General features: G+C 65.7%; 21 protein-coding genes and 1 pseudogene. 9 read left to right on the forward strand and 13 right to left on the reverse strand.

Translation table 11 applies throughout. From position 1 onward, the window contains the following. Positions 1 to 139: 139 nt before the first annotated feature. Positions 140 to 781: a pyridoxine/pyridoxamine 5'-phosphate oxidase gene (locus BN4348_RS51890; protein WP_235852801.1), complete on the forward strand. Its 642-nt coding sequence runs from the start codon at positions 140 to 142 to the stop codon at positions 779 to 781. A 10-nt stretch (positions 782 to 791) separates the two neighbouring features. On the opposite strand, the gene BN4348_RS60545 is transcribed toward BN4348_RS51890, so the two are convergent. From BN4348_RS60545 to BN4348_RS51915, 5 genes are all read right to left on the reverse strand, one after another. Next, entirely contained in the window at positions 792 to 1679 is an 888-nt protein-coding gene (locus BN4348_RS60545) for an MAP_0585 family protein (protein WP_066916228.1), read from the reverse strand. Between the two features lie 40 nt (positions 1680 to 1719). Next, positions 1720 to 2190, reverse strand: a complete 471-nt coding sequence (locus BN4348_RS51900; protein ID WP_066916195.1) for a lipoprotein LpqH — start codon at positions 2188 to 2190, stop codon at positions 1720 to 1722. An 84-nt stretch (positions 2191 to 2274) separates the two neighbouring features. Further along, positions 2275 to 2919 (reverse strand): S1 family peptidase, encoded by a 645-nt coding sequence (locus BN4348_RS51905; RefSeq protein WP_066916197.1) that lies wholly within the window; start codon positions 2917 to 2919, stop codon positions 2275 to 2277. A 119-nt stretch (positions 2920 to 3038) separates the two neighbouring features. Next, on the reverse strand, positions 3039 to 3914 hold the full coding sequence (locus tag BN4348_RS51910; RefSeq protein ID WP_211145758.1) for an alpha/beta fold hydrolase: 876 nt from the start codon (positions 3912 to 3914) through the stop codon (positions 3039 to 3041). 145 nt (positions 3915 to 4059) lie between these two features. After that, positions 4060 to 5205: a TDT family transporter gene (locus tag BN4348_RS51915; protein ID WP_066916199.1), complete on the reverse strand. Its 1146-nt coding sequence runs from the start codon at positions 5203 to 5205 to the stop codon at positions 4060 to 4062. 192 nt (positions 5206 to 5397) lie between these two features. On the opposite strand from BN4348_RS51915, the gene BN4348_RS51920 reads away from it, so the two are divergent. Beyond that, entirely contained in the window at positions 5398 to 5691 is a 294-nt protein-coding gene (locus BN4348_RS51920) for a hypothetical protein (protein WP_235852802.1), read from the forward strand. A 41-nt stretch (positions 5692 to 5732) separates the two neighbouring features. Here BN4348_RS51920 and BN4348_RS60155 read toward each other — a convergent pair whose 3' ends face one another. The 3 genes from BN4348_RS60155 to BN4348_RS51935 form a co-directional block, all read right to left on the reverse strand. After that, entirely contained in the window at positions 5733 to 6203 is a 471-nt protein-coding gene (locus tag BN4348_RS60155; protein ID WP_160040549.1) for a hypothetical protein, read from the reverse strand. A gap of 439 nt (positions 6204 to 6642) precedes the next feature. Next, on the reverse strand, positions 6643 to 7389 hold the full coding sequence (locus BN4348_RS51930; RefSeq protein ID WP_066916201.1) for a TetR family transcriptional regulator: 747 nt from the start codon (positions 7387 to 7389) through the stop codon (positions 6643 to 6645). 63 nt (positions 7390 to 7452) lie between these two features. After that, positions 7453 to 8061 (reverse strand): TetR/AcrR family transcriptional regulator, encoded by a 609-nt coding sequence (locus BN4348_RS51935; RefSeq protein WP_066916203.1) that lies wholly within the window; start codon positions 8059 to 8061, stop codon positions 7453 to 7455. Positions 8062 to 8938: 877 nt separating this feature from the next. Here BN4348_RS51935 and BN4348_RS51940 point away from each other — a divergent pair. Next, on the forward strand, positions 8939 to 10483 hold the full coding sequence (locus tag BN4348_RS51940; RefSeq protein ID WP_077101339.1) for an LCP family protein: 1545 nt from the start codon (positions 8939 to 8941) through the stop codon (positions 10481 to 10483). A gap of 60 nt (positions 10484 to 10543) precedes the next feature. Here the strand turns inward: BN4348_RS51940 and BN4348_RS59710 are convergent, their stop codons facing one another. Continuing rightward, positions 10544 to 10834, reverse strand: a complete 291-nt coding sequence (locus BN4348_RS59710; protein ID WP_142308748.1) for a hypothetical protein — start codon at positions 10832 to 10834, stop codon at positions 10544 to 10546. 122 nt (positions 10835 to 10956) lie between these two features. On the opposite strand from BN4348_RS59710, the gene BN4348_RS51945 reads away from it, so the two are divergent. Continuing rightward, the gene (locus BN4348_RS51945) at positions 10957 to 11241 is read left to right on the forward strand and encodes a hypothetical protein (RefSeq protein WP_142308749.1); all 285 of its coding nucleotides are present in this window, start codon (positions 10957 to 10959) and stop codon (positions 11239 to 11241) included. 68 nt (positions 11242 to 11309) lie between these two features. On the opposite strand, the gene BN4348_RS51950 is transcribed toward BN4348_RS51945, so the two are convergent. Beyond that, a complete protein-coding gene (locus BN4348_RS51950) occupies positions 11310 to 12101 on the reverse strand; it encodes an SDR family NAD(P)-dependent oxidoreductase (RefSeq protein WP_066916209.1) in 792 nt (263 codons plus the stop codon). A gap of 19 nt (positions 12102 to 12120) precedes the next feature. Between BN4348_RS51950 and BN4348_RS51955 the strand changes: the two genes are divergently transcribed. Further along, entirely contained in the window at positions 12121 to 13011 is an 891-nt protein-coding gene (locus tag BN4348_RS51955; protein WP_066916211.1) for an NAD(P)-dependent oxidoreductase, read from the forward strand. On the opposite strand, the gene BN4348_RS51960 is transcribed toward BN4348_RS51955, so the two are convergent. The 3 genes from BN4348_RS51960 to BN4348_RS51970 are packed head-to-tail and all read right to left on the reverse strand — an operon-like array spanning position 12994 to position 14909. After that, on the reverse strand, positions 12994 to 13824 hold the full coding sequence (locus BN4348_RS51960; RefSeq protein ID WP_066916234.1) for an SDR family oxidoreductase: 831 nt from the start codon (positions 13822 to 13824) through the stop codon (positions 12994 to 12996). The genes BN4348_RS51955 and BN4348_RS51960 overlap by 18 nt on opposite strands. Before the next feature lie 51 nt (positions 13825 to 13875). Next, on the reverse strand, positions 13876 to 14277 hold the full coding sequence (locus BN4348_RS51965) for a hypothetical protein (RefSeq protein ID WP_066916236.1): 402 nt from the start codon (positions 14275 to 14277) through the stop codon (positions 13876 to 13878). Next, the gene (locus BN4348_RS51970; RefSeq protein ID WP_066916238.1) at positions 14277 to 14909 is read right to left on the reverse strand and encodes a nucleotidyltransferase domain-containing protein; all 633 of its coding nucleotides are present in this window, start codon (positions 14907 to 14909) and stop codon (positions 14277 to 14279) included. Before BN4348_RS51970 ends, BN4348_RS51965 begins: the two co-directional genes overlap by 1 nt. Positions 14910 to 15177: 268 nt before the next feature. Here BN4348_RS51970 and BN4348_RS51975 point away from each other — a divergent pair, with 268 nt between their 5' ends. From BN4348_RS51975 to BN4348_RS51985, 4 genes and pseudogenes are all read left to right on the forward strand, one after another. Continuing rightward, entirely contained in the window at positions 15178 to 15432 is a 255-nt protein-coding gene (locus BN4348_RS51975; RefSeq protein WP_066916240.1) for a type II toxin-antitoxin system Phd/YefM family antitoxin, read from the forward strand. Beyond that, a complete protein-coding gene (locus BN4348_RS51980; RefSeq protein ID WP_066916213.1) occupies positions 15425 to 15838 on the forward strand; it encodes a type II toxin-antitoxin system VapC family toxin in 414 nt (137 codons plus the stop codon). The genes BN4348_RS51975 and BN4348_RS51980 overlap by 8 nt, the downstream gene beginning before the upstream one ends. 253 nt (positions 15839 to 16091) lie before the next feature. Further along, a complete protein-coding gene (locus BN4348_RS60870; RefSeq protein ID WP_157900978.1) occupies positions 16092 to 16229 on the forward strand; it encodes a hypothetical protein in 138 nt (45 codons plus the stop codon). Positions 16230 to 16283: 54 nt separating this feature from the next. Continuing rightward, positions 16284 to 16490, forward strand: a pseudogene (locus BN4348_RS51985) (hypothetical protein); the annotation flags it as partial.

Below are 16490 nucleotides of genomic sequence, written 5' to 3' on the forward strand. Positions count from 1 at the left end.
TGTCGCCTTTCCCACGCAAACCCTGGCCATGTTGGCTTGACCGCTCCTCGCGCAGTCCGCAACTCGTTGTCGAGGGCCAAGGCCCCAGCGCACAGGGCACATGAATGGCGGTGGCCACGACCGTGGGTATCGTCGTCGCGTGCGTGAATTCCTTCGCTCGTTGCCCGTCTTCGCCGGCCCTACGCTCGAATTCGATACCGGCGCCCTCCCTGATGAGCCAGTGGAGCTGTTTCAGCAGTGGCTTCGTGAGGCGGTCGATGAAGGCGTTCCCGAGCCGCATGCGATGACGTTGTCGACCAGTGACGAAACCGGCGCCCCCGATGCCCGCGTGCTGATCTTGAAGGATCTCGACGAACACGGCTGGTGGTTTGCGACCAACTCGGAAAGTGTCAAAGGGGTCCAGCTAGCGGCGCAGCCTAGGGCCGCGCTCACGTTCTACCGGCCAACGGTCGCCCGCCAAATCCGGGTACGCGGCTTGGTAGTTGCCGGCTCCGCCCAGCTCAGCGCGGCAGATTTCCGATCAAGGTCCACAGGTGCACGCGCAGTTGCCTTGGCCAGCAAGGAAAGCCAGCCACTTATCAGCCAAGCAACCTGCGCAGAAGCCGTCGCCAACGCCGAGCGTCAACTTGTCGTCGACCCTGACCGCGTCGCGTCGTCATGGCAGGTCTACGCCCTCGTCGCCCACATCGTCGAGTTTTGGCAAGCAGACAAGGACCGCATGCACACTCGCGTCCAATACCGCTACCGCGATCACTGGACCAGCACCTTGCTCTGGCCCTGAGCCAAGGGCGTCAGTACAGCGGGACCCAGACGCCGAAGAACCAGTAACCCCAACCACCGTACTGCCAGTTGAACACCGGGAAGACGGTGAAGGTGTTGTACTCGAACGGGCCGAAATCCGACCGAGCGTGGACGACGTCGCGCGGCGGCCCGCTCCACGGGCGGTTCCACCCACCGGGAGGCGGCGGGCCGTCCCAGCCACCTGGAGGCGGCGGGCCCACCCAGCCCGGTGGTGCACGGTGCGGGGCCGGGCCGTCGTTCCAGCCCCACCCGCGCGCCGGCGGCGGTGGCGGCGCGCCGCGGCCCACGATGCTGAATTGGGCGTTCCCGGCGGGGCCACCGACTTCCGCGCTGGCCGTGACCAGGTCGCGCCGCGGAACGTAGGCGGGGTGGGGAGGCTGGGTGCTCGGCGGATTCAGCGCCGGGCGCGCCTCCCGTTCCGACGGCGGGGGCGTTTGTCCGCTCGCCGGTGCCGTGGTTGGGGGGGTCGGCGGAGTCGTCTGTCCGCCGGGCTGCGTGGTTTCCGTCCTCGGCGGCTCGCTGCCGCGCGTCCACGACGGGTGGGTGCTTTCAGTGCCCGGCGGCTGGGGGGTGGCCGGCGGCTCGGTGCTGGCCGGCGCCTGCGTGCTCTGGGTGGCCGGCGGCGCGGTGCTCTGGCTGGCCGGCGGCTGGGTGCTCTGGGTGGCCGGCGGCGCGGTGCCGTGGGTGGCCGGCGGTTGGCTTTGGGTGCTCGGCGCCTGCGGCGGGTTCTGCGGCGCCGGCGCCCCGCCGCCGCCACCGCCGTGGCAGTTCGGGCACGGCGGCGGCGGATCCAGGGGCGCGGAGCTGGCGAATCCCGGGTTCAGTGCGGAAATCCCGAGGCCGGCCACGAGCGCCGCCGCGCTGGCAATACGTTTCATCGACATGGAATGCGTCCCCTCTTGGGTGTCAGTGCCTGCGCTACGGGCAGGTCACGTCCAGCTCAAATGGCTTGGTCACCGTCTTCGGCTGCTGCGGGTTGCCCATATCGGTACCCGTCGCCGTGCCCTTGATCGCGTAGGACTTGCCGTTGACCGCGGCCCCCGCGTTGCTGGCCTGGTTCGGAGCGGCGTCGGAAAAACCCAGCGCGATGCCGTTGACGCTGCCCAGCCCGACCGAATGAACGATGGGCGGATTGTCGGTGCTGAGCACGGCGCCGACGCCGGCAGTCGCGTCACCGACTCCGATGGTGACCACGCCATTGGCCGTGTTGCACGTGACCTGGCCGCTGATGTTTTGATTCTGACCATCGACGGTGAGCTGGGTGCCGGACGCCGCCGGCGCAGCCGAGCTCGATGATGCTCCAGTGCTGGACTTGTTGCTCGAACAGCCGGCACACGCCGCGACCGCCAAGGCCACGCCCGCTATGCCCACCACGATCCCACGCTTCACTACCGCTCCCCTTCGTGTCGCTGGTTCGCTACCTTTTCCCCGTTCTTACCATTTGCAAACGTTTGTTCTCACGCGCCCGGCGGGTCAGGGCAGGACGCGCAGGCCCCATCTGCCGAGCGGGGGGTTAACCAGCGCGAAGTACGTCGTGTAGTCGTCACCGTCGGGCGAAGACATCAGCAGGCCCACGGCGCTGACGGTGCCGTCCGGGTTTTTCACGAAGCCGGGACTGCCGCTGTCGCCGTTGAGGCTGTACACGCTGGTCTCGACGACGTCGTTCTGCACGTCCTTGACTTTCCCACACGTCTCGCCGGTGACCGCGCCGATCTTGCAGAACGGCATGCCGACCTGAATCTGATTCGCGCTCAACACGTCCCGGACCGGATACTTACCGCCGACGTGACCGTCGGGCGCGCCGACGCTCGGATCGAGATGGATGATCGCGGCGTCCCTCGTATCGCCCTCCTGCTCGCTGGCCGTGATCCTGCCGAGCGGGACGTCCCCGTAGGTCCATACCGAATCGTCGTGATGGTCGCAGTGCCCGCTGGTCATGAGGTAATAGCTGCCGTCATCTCCTTGGGCCGCGAAGCCCGCTGTGCACGAGCTGTTTTCGTCCTCGACCTTGGCGCCCGGCGCCACCCCCGGGTTGGCCAGCACGGGGGGCGCCAGCACCGTCGCGGCAATGACCACGGCGGCGATCGCCCCCGACCCTCGCAACCAACGCAACCTCACGCCGCCTCTCTTCTTGGTAGGGCAGCATGCTAACAGCAGCAGCTGGGTTCGGCTCGGCGTCGTTGGCCGTGGGGTTATCGCGAAAGCGAAAACTGTTCAGGCAGTGAGCGAATATCCCGTCAGCCGGCATCCACGTGCCGGGCAAGGAAACCCAGGACCGCCTCGGCAAAGATGTCGTTGCGGTCGCCGGCGACCATGTGTCCCGCGCCGCGCACGTCGGTGAACTCGACCTGGGGGAAGCGCGCGAGGAACTCGTCGGCGCGCTCCTGGCTGACCAGGTCGCTCACCTGACCCCGAATCAGCAGCATCGGCACGCCATTACGCAGTATCGCGTCGACGGCGGCGTGCATGCGATCGGCGTCGGTGACCTCGAACGGGGGGTACGGCGCGGTGCCGCTGATGAACTGCGGATCCCAGTGCCAGTACCAGCGATCGCCGCGGCGGCGCAGGTTGGTGGTCAGTCCGTCGAGGTCGGTGGGCCGGGGCCGGTGCGGGTTGTATTCGGCGATGGCGTCCGCCACCTCCTCGAGTGAGGCGAACCCGGACTCCACCCGGTCGGACATGAAATCGTGGATGCGGTTCGCCCCGGACTGCTCCATGTTGGGCACGATGTCGACCAGGACGACGGCGCTGGCGGTGCCCGGTGAGAGCTCGCCTTCCAGCAGCATCGAGGTGAAGCCACCCAGGGACGCGCCGACCAGCACCGGCTGCGACGGCAGGGTGCGCAGCACCTCTTGCACGTCGGCGGCGAAGCTGACCACGCGATAGTCGCCCTCGCTGGACCAGTCGGATTCCCCGTGGCCGCGCAGGTCGATGGTGACGGCCTGCCAGCCGCGGTTGGCCACGGCCGCCGCGGCCTTGGCCCAGGAGCGGCGGGTCTGCCCGCCACCGTGCAGAAACACCACGGCGCGCGCTTGGGGATCGCCCAGCCGGTCGGCGACGATGCGAACGCCGCCGGTCCCCCGGGTCGAAAACGTTTCAGGTGCGCTCGTCATCAGGAGATAGTAAGACGATCTCGCAATCTCCCGGCGCTTCCGTGGGGTATTAGTCCGCTCCGAACAATTCGGTGATCCGCCGGACCGACCCGCCGCTTCCGGATGTCACAACGGTGCCGGACGGGCCTTCTTCGGCGCGGCCCGACTAGGAGAGGCGCTGCTTGCTGGCCTTGACGGGTGCGCTGCTGGGCGCCAGCTTGAGCAGATTGCCCCGCAGGCTTCCCCGCGCTGTGCGGGCGGCCACCAGAAACCAGGTGAACAGCAGACCGGCGTAGGCGATGGCCGCGGTCGCCTTGAACGCCGGCAGATGCGTGTGCGCGGCGAGCTGCGCGGTGCCCGTGACGAAGGTGCCCACCGGGAAGGTCAGACTCCACCAGGTGAGGGCGAACGGCATGCCCTGCCGCAGCGTCCGCACCGTGAGTGAGGTGGCCAGCGCGATCCACAGCATCGCGAACCCCCACACCGGAACCCCGTAGAGGATCGCGAACGCGTCCATTTCCTCGGCCACGTCCGGCTTGACGGCAAGCGGCGCGGTCGCCCCGAGAAGCCCTGCCGCAGTGATGGATTGACCGAGCGGGCCGAGCACGATCCAGAGGGTGGGCACGCGTGCGGTGCCGGAGGTACCGAACAGCACCAGCCGGGACCAGATCATCGCGATGATGTTCAACGAGGCGATCAGCGACAGCCCGAACATCGCGTAGCAGCCGTACAGCATGGTCTCACGCCCGGCCCCCGCCGCCATGTGCGGAAGCAGCAACGCGCCCGTCGCGGCCGACACCATGGGCGGAACGACCGGCATCAACCATCCGCCGAACGCCGCGTCCGGCTCGACGTCGTGCTGGGTGAACATGAGAAACGGGATGCTGATCGCGGTGAACAACCCGCCGAGCGTGCCGCCCGCCCACAGCGCCCAGTCGAGGTCGACGGCGACGCGTTCACCGATCAGGTCCGAACCGACGAGCACCGCTCCCCCGCCGACCGTCAGCAGCGCCATGGGCGCCGCACCGTAGAAATGGGCCATCTGCGGATTACGCGCGTGAGTGCGCGCCACGGTGGGGTGGCGCAACCAGTGACCGCCCACCAGGACGATCAACGCTGTCAGCAGCACCGCCGCGATCACCCAGACCACTTGGGCGAACGCCCGCAGCCCCACGATGTGGACGGGCAGCGTGGCGCCCGCGGTGGCAACGATGCCGGTGCCCATCACCGCGGCGAACCAGTTGGGCCCGATGTTGCCCAGCACCTCGACCCGGGTGTGCGGCGACGGCGCGTCCGTGTTGACAGTGGCCATAGCTAGAAGACCCTACTGCCGTCGACAAGCATTGGCCTACGTAACCAGAATGGGTGCGATCAGCGAGGGTTCACGCCGATTCCTGGCGTCAACCGAGCGCCCCGTGGCACGCGGCGTTACCTATCCGGGACTTGGTCGGCGACACCTCTTTTGGTTCGCCGTCGCGTCGGAGTGAGCGCTTAGACTGCCAACGTGACGCATCCCGCGCAGACTCATCGCGGATGGGGCGGCCTGCCGCTGACGGTGGCGATCGCGGTCGTGCTGTTCATCGCCGTGCTTGCGATACCGGTGAAGCAACGGTGCGGCGCCCCAAGCCTTTCGTGCGCCACGGCGGTCGACCCGCAGGGCAACGTCCACTATTACTACGAGGTAGAACCGGTCGGCGTGTACCTCGCCGAAATCGTTACGGGCTCGAACATTCGCTGGTATTACGCGTCCGGCGAGGACCTGGTGAGGGCAGGACCTTCGAATCGGTTCCCATCATAACGATTGCCAGCCGCCAGGCGCGATTCAGAGGCGCATTCGCGCTATTGGGGACGGATCGCGACGCGCCCCCTGATTTGTTCTCGAACCTGGTTATAGACATCGACATTGATATCCGGGGCGACCCACAGCGACACCGCGACCGCGTAATCGACTCTGCGACCAGACAAGCCACCGGCCTGCCCGTAACACTTCACGCGGACACTCATGTCCGATCCCCGCCCGGAAGCGAATGCCTTTTCCATCTCCCAGAGCTGATGCTGTACGGTCGCAGCCCCACGAGTGGTCACTGCCGCTGGATGACCAGACGGAGCACCAAGTCTCGGAATCGCTCCAGCGGGGCTGGCAAAAGATATTGCCGCGCAACGGTATTGGCGATAACGCCAGTTGACCGGCGAAAGCCAGGCAAGGGTCGCCTCGATCCGTTTGGTCTCACGGACGTTGAGTCCGTCGGGTAGGGGAAACAATAATTCCTGCTCTTCGGCCGCTCCGATTGATCCAAGGAACAGAACCACGGCCTCGTTGCGGGCGCAGCCATCCGCGTACCGTGGTGACGCGGCCTCCGGCCTGTTCGACCAGAGCAGTGACTTCGTGTTGACTCTTGTCGCGCACCGAAGGAGTTCGGCGATACCAGAGTTCGATTTCGACCGAGTGCGAGCACGTTGTGCTTCTTGTTCTCTTCTTCTGCGATCAACGCCTCCGCGGCTCGACGAAAAGCCAAGTCGTCACCACCAGCGCCGGACTGAACGAGCGCCAAGAGGAGATCCGCACGGGCCATGGTCTCGTTCCCCTCATCCCACTAGGCACTCAACCGTGCAACACATGCTACCGAGCGCCCACCAAGCAGGGCGAAGCCGCGCCGACCTGCGCAGCATAAACCCGGCGCTGCCTTGGACGAAACGCCAACGTTGGCGGTTCCGCTGTTGCCGGTTGCCACTCGCCGCGTCGAGTTGGTCAGCGCGTGGACTGCAGGCTTACGACGACGCGGCCGCGACGGAGCACATCGATGGTTTCGCCGGCCGCTACGCGGTCCAGATATCTGCTGGCACCGGCGCGCAGTTGGCCGATACCGACACGGATCGGTTCAGGCGAAGCACTGTCGGGAGATGTCGCGCGAAAGCAATTCAAAATGCAGCTCACAATGAGCAGTCCGTGGTCGCGGGCCAAGGCTTGATCGCTGGATTGTGCGATTTGAAAGGACAATTCAGTCAAGACGCCGCGCATAGTTGCCGTGAGGATGGCCGACGCGTACTCATCCTGTCCGGCGGGTGCGAGCATGTCGACAAATGCTCGTACCAGGTCGGCGTAGCAATGCGCGACGCGTTCTCGCCAGCGTTCCCAGCCCATAGCCGCGGGGCCTTCCTTGAGCACAACGGTCTGGTATGCGGGTTGGGTGCATGCGTCTAAGAATGCGGCGACGCCGGCGCGTGCTTGTTCCCGCGGGTCTTGGTGCTGGTCGATGGCTTTGCTTATCTGGACGGACGCGTCGTGTTGGAGGCTTTCGAATACGGCAACAAATAGACCCAGCTTGCTACCGAACTGATGTTGCAGGACTCCACGGGTGACGCCGGCTTCGTAGCATATTTCCGTAATTGTGGCCTCGGAATAGGCTTGCTGGGAAAAGATTTCGCGTCCTGCCGCCAGGATATCGCGTCGGATGGCCTCCGCGATGCGGGCGCGGCGGGTGCTGCGTGCGGCCATACGTGCCTCTCTCCCTCTAGAGCGCGTGATGATGAAGAAGTCAAGGGGAATAACCAACGGAGGTCACAAATTGCATACATCCGACCGCGTACGCGGCTTCTCAGAGAACTCAAGAGCGCAGCCGAACGCGCGTAGGCACACCTCGGTGAGGTCTGCCCGCGAAATCTTCTGTAACTGAACCCATTTCACGCAGGCCGCACGAACGAACGCCAACCAACCCTCTACGGCGACCTCGGTGACATCGCGCAGACGTCCCTCCGCGACGAGTTCGTCGATCAGGCGTTGGCCGACCGCGTTCAGCTCTTCGGTGACGATCGCCTGGATTGACGGGTCATCCGACAATGCGCCGCGGTTGATCGCGATCGCTTCAAACGGGTGATCGACAAAATATTGGATGTAGGCCTCAAGTCCGCTAGCAAGCTGTTCTGCGAGCGGTAACCGCGGATCAGGGCTGGCGCGTGTCAGCAACCGGTTACCAGCTCGCTTGAATATCGCTACGTAGAAGTCGCGCTTGTTCGGGTAGTAGCGATACAGCGTTCCCCTCGACACACCTGCGTGGAGAGCGACATCCTCCATCATCACATCTTCATATGACTTCTCCGCGAACAGCGCAGCTCCGGTATCAAGCAGCTGTTCGCGTCGATGCTGCGGCTCTAGCCGCTGTGGAGTCATGCCTTAACGGTTTTCAGGTCGGGGAAGGAGTCATCTAGGTCGCGGGCAATCGGAAGGCACAATGCACGGACGATTTCCGCCGCCCTCCAATAATCGCAACTGGCGTCGATCTGACGTGGGCTGCACGGTACCCGAAACAGGCTCGGAATCTGGTGCGGCTTGGAACAATTCAATAAAGCCGTTCCATGACTTCCGCGGCCAGCAACGTAACGATTCTGACTGCGGCGCTGATCACTGCCTATGCGGCGGCGAGCTAGCGAACACGCAGGACGGATAGCAAATTTCAACGCGAAATTACCCGCGAGTAGGGCTCCCGGCCCCGAAACACACTGCCGCACAACCAACTTCGATGGGAAAGCAACGTGGACCGTCAGCGGCCCGCGAGGACGAAACGGCGTTTGCAGGATGGCATACGTTGGAAATAGTTTCCGTTTTAAATACCTGGAGTGCGGCCAGGCCACTCCGAAAACCATCCGGTTGCCTCCCGGTCCCGCGTGCCGCCGGCGCGCGATCGAGCTGACGCCCACTGACCACGGCACGGCCCCCATGACGCATCACCGAGGCCCGATACGAACGGCTGGCAGCTCAGACCCGCCTGAAGCCGCCAGGTGCCGCGGGATGGCATCGGTTCGGTGACAAGTTGGGCTCGCTATCCCCGACAGCACGCGCCGCAATTGTGGCCAAAAACGCTGGTAGGAGCCGGGCCGGCCCGGTGAAATGCGCCCCGCTCCGCGCGGGTGAGCCTCGTTACATCCACCCGCTGAATTGGGGGGATCACAGCAAGCTCACGCATACTTGACGGCATGCTGCAAGCGACATCACCGCAAACCGCCGTTGCGGTGATGGGTGGTGCGCTGGTGAAAGCGCGAGGACTTTGATGGCACCCTCCGGCGGTGCCTATCATCGCCACCGCGCCGCCGCCCCGCCGTCGCGCCTTCGCAGGGGACTGGCGCGGGGCTTGATGGCGCTGGTGTCGGTGGGGGCCGTGCTGATGACCGGGGCCGGGTACTACGTGGCCCACGGCGCGCTCGGCGGCATCACGGTCTCCGACGCGCTGTCCCCGGAGGACCCGCGCTCCAGCGGGGACAACATGAACATCTTGCTCATCGGGCTCGACTCGCGCAAAGACCAGGACGGCAACGACCTGCCGTGGTCGATCCTCAAGCACTTGCACGCCGGCGATTCCGACGACGGCGGCTACAACACCAACACGCTGATCCTGGTGCACATCGGCGCCGACAACAAGGTCGTCGCCTTCTCCATTCCCCGCGACGACTGGGTGGCGTTCAGCGGGGTCCCCGGATACAACCACATCAAAATCAAAGAGGCGTACGGACTTACCAAGCAATACGTCGCCAACAAGCTCGCCAATCAGGGCACCTACAGCCAGAAGGAACTCGAGACGAAGGGCCGGGAGGCGGGCCGGGCGGCGACCCTGCGCGCGGTGCGCAGCCTCACCGGCGTTCCGATCGACTATTTCGCCGAGGTCAACTTGGCCGGTTTCTACGACTTGGCCCAATCGCTGGGCGGCGTGGACGTCTGCCTGAATCACGCTGTCTACGACTCGTATTCGGGCGCCGACTTCCCGGCCGGGCGGCAGAGACTGGATGCCTCCCAAGCGCTTTCGTTCGTTCGGCAGCGGCACGGCCTGGAAAACGGGGACCTGGACCGCACCCACCGGCAGCAGGCGTTCATCTCGTCGGTCATGCAGGAGCTGCAGGCCTCGGGCACCTTCACCAACATCGACAAGCTCAAGAGCCTGATGGCGGTGGCGCGCAAGGATGTGGTCCTGTCGTCCGGCTGGGACGAGGAACTGATTCAGCGCCTGGGCACGCTGTTCTCCAGCGGCAACGTCGAATTCCGGACGCTGCCCGTCGTGCGCTACGACAACATCGACGGCCAGGACGTGAACATCATCGACCCGGCGGCGATCAAGGCCGAGGTGGCCGAGGCGATCGGCGCGCCACAGGCGTCGACCACGGCCGCCACCACCGCCGCCAAACCCAACCCGTCAACCGTCGTCGACGTGATTAATGCCGGCAGCATGAGCGGGCTCGCCACCGAGGTGTCCCGCGCCCTGAAGAAGCGCGGCTACACCGCGGGTCAAGTGCGCGACCGCAATTCGGGTGAACCGACCGCCACCACCATCGCGTACGGCGCCGGCGCGGAGACCGACGCGCGTAACGTGGCAACCCTGCTCGGGCTCGATGCGCCCAAGCAGCCCAACGCCGCCGTGCAGCCCGGGCACATCCGCGTGACCGTGGACACCAACTTCTCGATGCCCGTCCAGGACGACACCACGATGGACGACACGACGACCAGCAAGTCGAACACGTACTACTACAACGGCGCCGCCACTACCTACCCGACGCCCGATCAGGGGAAACCGATCGACGGCGGCGGGGTACCGTGCGTCAACTAGGCGTTGAGCCTCGGCAAAGCCGGCGACGCGCCTAAGGCTTCCGTTACTCCCGCAGGGATCTCAACTCATGGACGGAGCGGGTTCGATGCGCAGAATCCGAATATCACCGGCAGTCTCGCCGGTCGTCCAGACAACCATCCAACTCGCCCCTTCGCCGACGTCCACGGTGCGCGCCCAGGTAGTCGGCGTTGTCCGGAACTGGCTGGCCCCGACTCGGTGCAACTCAGGATGCGCATCGAGATCTTCCAGAATCGGGGTAATGGCCGCGCGAACCGCTCGTTCGTAGTGGTGCGTGCTGCCGGCCAGGGACCGCCAGCGGTCCGCTGCAACCGGTGCGAAGGAAAGAGGCAAGGAGGGCGCCTTTCGATGCCGAATGACCCCTCAGCCTAACACCCGATTTCCCCGATACCCCGACACCCATTTTACCCATTGGACCGATAGGGTGTTGGAAACCTATAGTGGAGCTGCAGCGGATGAAAATCGCGGGAATGAACCCGCGTCAAGGGAGCGAACCCATGGAGCTAATCGAAGTTGACAGCCGTCGGCGAATCACACTCCCTAAGGCCGCGCAACATAGCGTCTATCTGGTCACCACCAGCCCGGATGGCACTGTCACCCTCACTCCGGCCGTCGTGCGTACTGCCCTAGAGGACGCGCTCAGGAACCAGCCGGGCTACATCGAAGAACTCGAGCGCGACGCCGCCGATCCGAGTGGCGACATCCGCTTCGCCGACTGGCGAAATCCCAACCCGACATAGCCTGCACAAGCGGAACCGTCCCGGCCCGCTTTTCTCGCCGTGCCACGTGAGGCCCGCAGCGAGTCGACTCAGGCGTGCGTGCCGCCGTCGATGCGGATTTCGGTGCCGGTGATCCAGGCGCCGTCTTCGGACACCAGCATGGCGATGACGCCGGCGATCGCACTGGGCTCGGCCATTCCCGCCCCGCTGGATTCGACAGTGGTGGGCAGGATGGGCATGAGCCTGGGGAACAGTGACCAGTCAGCGTCTTCGGGAATGTATCCCCCGGTGGCATCGGTGATTCCGGACTTGATGCTGCCCGGCGCCACGCACGCCGCGCGCAGTCCCTGTTTGGCGTATTCGAGTGCCAACGAATGCGTGAAGGCCTGGATTCCGCCCTTGCTCGCCGCGTAGGCCGCCATGTATGGATGGGCGAACGACGCCGACGTCGAGCTGAAGTTCACGATCGCGCTGCGCGGATTCGCCAGCAGGGCACCGAGCGCCTCGCGGACCACGAGGAAGGTCCCGGTCAGGTTGATGCCGACGATCCGATTCCACAGTTCGAGGCTGGTCTCGTGCGTGTGCGCGGCGCGCAGGATACCGGCCGCGTTGACCAGCGAATCCAGGCCGCCGAGGATCTGGACGGCCCGGCGGACGCCGTCGATCACCGACTCCTCGTCGGCCACGTCCATCGCCATGGTGGTGAGGCGGTCGGCGGTCGCGGCCTCATCCGCCAGTGCCTTGGTCCGGGCCAGGCCGTCCTCGGCGACGTCGGAGGCCACCACGGCGGCGCCCTCGTCGAGCAACCGCAGCGCGGTCGCCTGGCCGATCCCCGACGCGGCGCCGGTCACCAGGATCCGCCTGCCCTCGAGTCGCTTCATAGAAGGCAGAGTGTATGGCATGGACATCGGATTCATCGGCCTGGGAAATATGGGCCAGGGCATGGCCGCGAACCTGATGAAAGCGGGTCACCGCGTCACCGTGTACAACCGCTCCCCCGACAAGGCGCAGGCCCTCGTGCAGCGCGGCGCGACCGCGGCGCGCACCGTGGCGCAGGCGTGCCGGGCCGAGGTGGTGTTCACCATGCTGGCCGACGACCGGGCCGTGGAGGCCGTCGCGCTCGGCCCGGACGGGATCGCGGCCTCGCTGCCCGCGGGGGCCACGCACGTGTCGTCGAGCACCATCAGCGTCGCGCTGTCGCAGCGCCTTGCCGCGGCGCACGCCGAAGCCGGCCAACGCTACGCCGCCGCGCCGGTGTTCGGCAGGCCCGAAGCAGCCACTGCCGCAAAGCTTTTCGTGATCGCGGCGGGCGCCCCGGAGGTGCTGCAGCCGTTGTCGCAACTGTTCGACGAGATCGGCCAGCGCACCTTTGTGGTGTCGGAGCAGCCGCACACCGCCAACCTGGTGAAGCTGAGCGGCAACTTCCTGCTCGCGTCGGCGATCGAAACGATCGCCGAGGCCGTGGCGCTGGTGTCCAAGGCCGGTGTCGACAGGCAGCAGTACGTCGACATCCTCACGTCGACGTTGTTCGCCGCGCCGGCCTATCAGACCTACGGCGGGCTGATCGCGCGCCAGGAGTTCGAGCCGGCCGGCTTCGCGGCGAGCCTGGGCCTCAAGGACGTCCGGCTGGTGCTCGCGGCCGGCGAGCAGCTTCAGGTGCCGCTGCCGGTGGCCAGCCTGCTGCGCGACCGCTTCCTCACCCTGGTGGCGACCGGCGGCGGGCACCTGGACTGGTCGGCCCTCGCCACCCTCTCCGCCCGGGACGCCGGAAGCTCAGACCACTCCGCGTAATCCCTCGGCGCCGAACACCGGTTCCAGCATCGCCGAGAAGTCCGGGCCGCGGCGCAGGATGTGGCCGCCGTCGACGTTGATGCACTGCCCGGTGATCCAGCTAGCCGCGTCGGACAGCAAGAACATCGCCAGGTTGGCGACGTCCTCGACCTCGCCCACCCGCGGCAGCGGCGTGCACTGCCGGTAGTCCGCGCTCAGCTCGGGTGACTGCGTGATGGGCACGACCAGATCCGTGCGGATCAGGCCCGGACGGATGCTGTTGACCCGGACCCAGGAGGGGCCGAGTTCGTCGGCGGCGAGCTGCATCATGTGGTCGACGGCCGACTTGGTGACGCCGTAGGCGCCGAACCACCGGTGGGTGTTGCTGGCCGCGATCGAGGAGATCCCGACGAACGATCCGCCGCCGCCGCGCACCAGCTCGCGGGCGGCGTGCTTGAGCACGTACATGGTGCCGTTGACGTTCAGGTCGACCGTGCGACGCCAGGCCTCCGAGTCGATCTGGGTGATCGGGCCGATGGTCTCCGACCCGCCCGCGCAATGCACCACGCCGTGGAGCCGGCCGTGCCAGGCCGTGGCGGCGTCGACCGCGCGGGCGGCCTCCTCCTCGTTGGTGATGTCGGCGGGCTCATACCGGATCGAGCCGTCGGCCTTGGGCACCTCGATCTCCTTGACGGCCGCCGCCAGCCGATCGGGGCTGCGGCCGACGATCATGACGGACGCGCCGGACGCCACCAGCCCGGCGGCGACCCCTTTGCCGATCCCGCTGCCACCACCGGTCACCAGGTACGTCCGGTTGTCGAAAGATAGCTGCACGCCGCGTCCCTTCACGCCGAAACTGAAACGGGTTCTAGCATAGGCGAGCGGTCATCCGCCTTGGCGGGTCTCAGGCTGTGCGACGCGGCGGGCGACCTCGACCAATTTCGAGGCCGCCCGACCGGCCTTCTTGCGATCGTCCGTGGTCACCGGTTGGTGGGAGTATGCGACTTTGGACTTCAGGTTCAGCAGGGTTTGGAGGTGCCTTGCTACGTCACGCTCCGCCTTTTCCAACAAGGCGATCGCCTCATTGTGACTCTCGCCGGCGGAGTACACGCCCAGTCGACAACAACATATGGCGTCTGCAGCAGCGATACCGGCGTCAACGAATAGATCTACCGCCGCGTTCGGCGCGTCGTCTTCGATGAGCACAGCGGCATCGTGGAACTCGGTCGCCTTCTTCAGCCGGCCCACCCGGACGGCTTCGGAGCACTGCCTCGTGCGCCTGGTCATCATGCTCGATCTTTCTTCGGAATCGCTCGGAGTTGCTTAACTAACCACGCTCGTGAACCGGCCACGGTGAGGCCGTGTTCTACGACATCGCGGACCATGGGCTCGGTACCCGAACGACGCAGCTCGTCGATCGTGAACTCGACAACGCGCGCATCGTTGCCTGTCCATTCAGTCACCGCGGTCGTGAGCTCGCCGACACGGCGTGACCAAATGCTCTCTGTCGCATCCCTACCACGTACCAAGAAGATGTCGACGTCGCTGTGCAGCGTCATCCGGCCCGTCGCCGCGGATCCAAAAACCGCCGCGTATGCCGGCGGTTGATCCCAGCCGTCGAGGCGTTGCTCAAGGCGAGAAAAGAATGTGCTTGTCAGCCGCGCTAGTGCTTTGATCGGCTCTGCCGCAAGATGCTCGGAGTTGAGTCGATAGACAAACGCGTTACCCACTCGATCGGCCAGAACCACGCCCTGGAGGACGAGCCTCGCGAGGACCTTGCGTATCCCTTCCTCGGAGAAGCCATCCAGGATTCGATGGATCTGGCCGGTCGTGAATGCGGCATTGTGCGTCGCCAAGATTGTCAACACATCGCCATCGAGGGTCGGGGTCACTGTGGCGAAAGGTCGGTTCAACTGCATCGGAGCCTCCATGCGATCACCCAACGTTAAGCGTATTATAGTTGGTCTAAGCGTACTTTAGTTGATATAACCGTACTATAGTCGGATCAACCGTGGAAGCTGACACGTCAACGCGACACAGAGGCTCACACTGGGCGGGGCTAAGTCCAGGCACGTCGCTACGCCGGCCCACCTACGCCGGCCCCGCCGTTGCCCATGCCACGCCTACCTGCCGTCGAGATGGCCGCCACCATGCATGGGCTGCGTAGCACGTGTGCTACACTCCGGTATGGCCAAACAGATCACTCAGCGGGAGTTGCGCAATAACAGCGGCGAGATAATGCGCCAGCTTGACCAGGGCGAGTCGTTCGTCGTGACCAGGAATGGAATCTTGGTCGGCGAGCTTTCCCCGCTGCGCCGGAACCGATTCATCAGCGCCGAGGCGGCTGTCGCCGCGTTCAGGGGCGCTCCGCGGGTGGGGTTCGACCGGTTCCGGGCGGATCTAGATCGGGCCGCCAGCCAGGAGATCACGCCTCGTGGCTGAGGCTCCTCGTCCGCCACAGGGGCTCATTGACACCTCGGTCGTGATCGATCTGGATCACATCGACGCCGAGCAGCTCCCAATCGAACTCGCTACCAGCGCCCTTACCATGGCTGAGCTTGCCGCCGGCCCTCACGCGACGGCCGAGGCTGACGAGCGAGCACGACGTCAAGATCGCCTACAACGTGCCGAGGCCAGCTTTGATCCTCTGCCGTTCGATGGCGACTCGGCGAGGGCCTACGGACGCATCTACGCCGCGATCGTCGCGGCGGGGCGCAAGGCACGTGGCCCCCGAGCCGTGGATCTGTTGATCGCCGCCACCGCAGTGGCCGCTAACCTTCCGCTCTACACGCGCAACGTCGATGACTTCCGAGGGCTCGATGACCTCCTGACTATCGTCGGCGTCTGATCCCCACGGGTTCAGCCGAGCACAGCTATGAAACCAGCCGGAGCCAATCGACCTGTCCGCGGAACTTCGGCTGCAGCCGCCTTGCTGCCCGTCACCGAGCCCGCGGCACCGTCAGCGTGACGATAAGGCCAGACCACCTCGGTGTGCACCGAAAGAGACGGCGTCGTCGCCAATTTCAGTGCTCATCGGTCATCGCAGGCGTGAATTGGCAGGTCGCCTTCCAAAGGCTATGGCCGCCAAATCTATTCGACGATTGACCCACGATCACCGCAATGACGCCAACGACCACGGCTTCGCCACGCAAGGTCGTGATGCCGAAACCGCGTCCAGTGCGACGACCTACCGCCGGCCTTGGCGCGGCCTCTTCCGCCGCGCGGTGGTGCTGGTTTAGAAGTAGTTCATTTTTGACTGTGATCGCGCGCACTCGACTTGTACACTCCGGCAGGTGACCGCCGAGCCGTCAAGGGTTGCCAATCTGCGTCTGATCTCAGCGCTGGGCGCGCTGGCCACGGCGGTGGCGGTGGGCTGGCAGAGCGCACCGGCGGGGATGGGCGGGGATGGGCCCGTCGAGCTGCGCTCGACGGCGGCGCCGATGGAGACCACCATGAAAAGCCCCATCGTCGCGACGACCGATCCGCGTCCCTTCGATGCG

It is taken from the genome of Mycobacterium interjectum (assembly GCF_900078675.2).
Taxonomy (GTDB): Bacteria; Actinomycetota; Actinomycetes; order Mycobacteriales; family Mycobacteriaceae; genus Mycobacterium; species Mycobacterium interjectum.

Excerpts from the sequence above, each read along its gene's own strand:
- BN4348_RS51955 (WP_066916211.1), top strand. The coding sequence starts at position 12,121 with ATGGACATCGGATTCATCGGCCTGGGAAATATGGGCCAGGGCATGGCC.
- BN4348_RS51930 (WP_066916201.1), bottom strand. The coding sequence starts at position 7,389 with ATGGCCGCACGCAGCACCCGCCGCGCCCGCATCGCGGAGGCCATCCGA.
- BN4348_RS51945 (WP_142308749.1), top strand. The coding sequence starts at position 10,957 with ATGAAAATCGCGGGAATGAACCCGCGTCAAGGGAGCGAACCCATGGAG.
- BN4348_RS51965 (WP_066916236.1), bottom strand. The coding sequence starts at position 14,277 with ATGACCAGGCGCACGAGGCAGTGCTCCGAAGCCGTCCGGGTGGGCCGG.
- BN4348_RS51910 (WP_211145758.1), bottom strand. The coding sequence starts at position 3,914 with ATGACGAGCGCACCTGAAACGTTTTCGACCCGGGGGACCGGCGGCGTT.
- BN4348_RS51970 (WP_066916238.1), bottom strand. The coding sequence starts at position 14,909 with ATGCAGTTGAACCGACCTTTCGCCACAGTGACCCCGACCCTCGATGGC.
- BN4348_RS51915 (WP_066916199.1), bottom strand. The coding sequence starts at position 5,205 with ATGGCCACTGTCAACACGGACGCGCCGTCGCCGCACACCCGGGTCGAG.
- BN4348_RS51935 (WP_066916203.1), bottom strand. The coding sequence starts at position 8,061 with ATGACTCCACAGCGGCTAGAGCCGCAGCATCGACGCGAACAGCTGCTT.
- BN4348_RS60545 (WP_066916228.1), bottom strand. The coding sequence starts at position 1,679 with ATGAAACGTATTGCCAGCGCGGCGGCGCTCGTGGCCGGCCTCGGGATT.
- BN4348_RS51940 (WP_077101339.1), top strand. The coding sequence starts at position 8,939 with ATGGCACCCTCCGGCGGTGCCTATCATCGCCACCGCGCCGCCGCCCCG.
- BN4348_RS51975 (WP_066916240.1), top strand. The coding sequence starts at position 15,178 with ATGGCCAAACAGATCACTCAGCGGGAGTTGCGCAATAACAGCGGCGAG.
- BN4348_RS51950 (WP_066916209.1), bottom strand. The coding sequence starts at position 12,101 with ATGAAGCGACTCGAGGGCAGGCGGATCCTGGTGACCGGCGCCGCGTCG.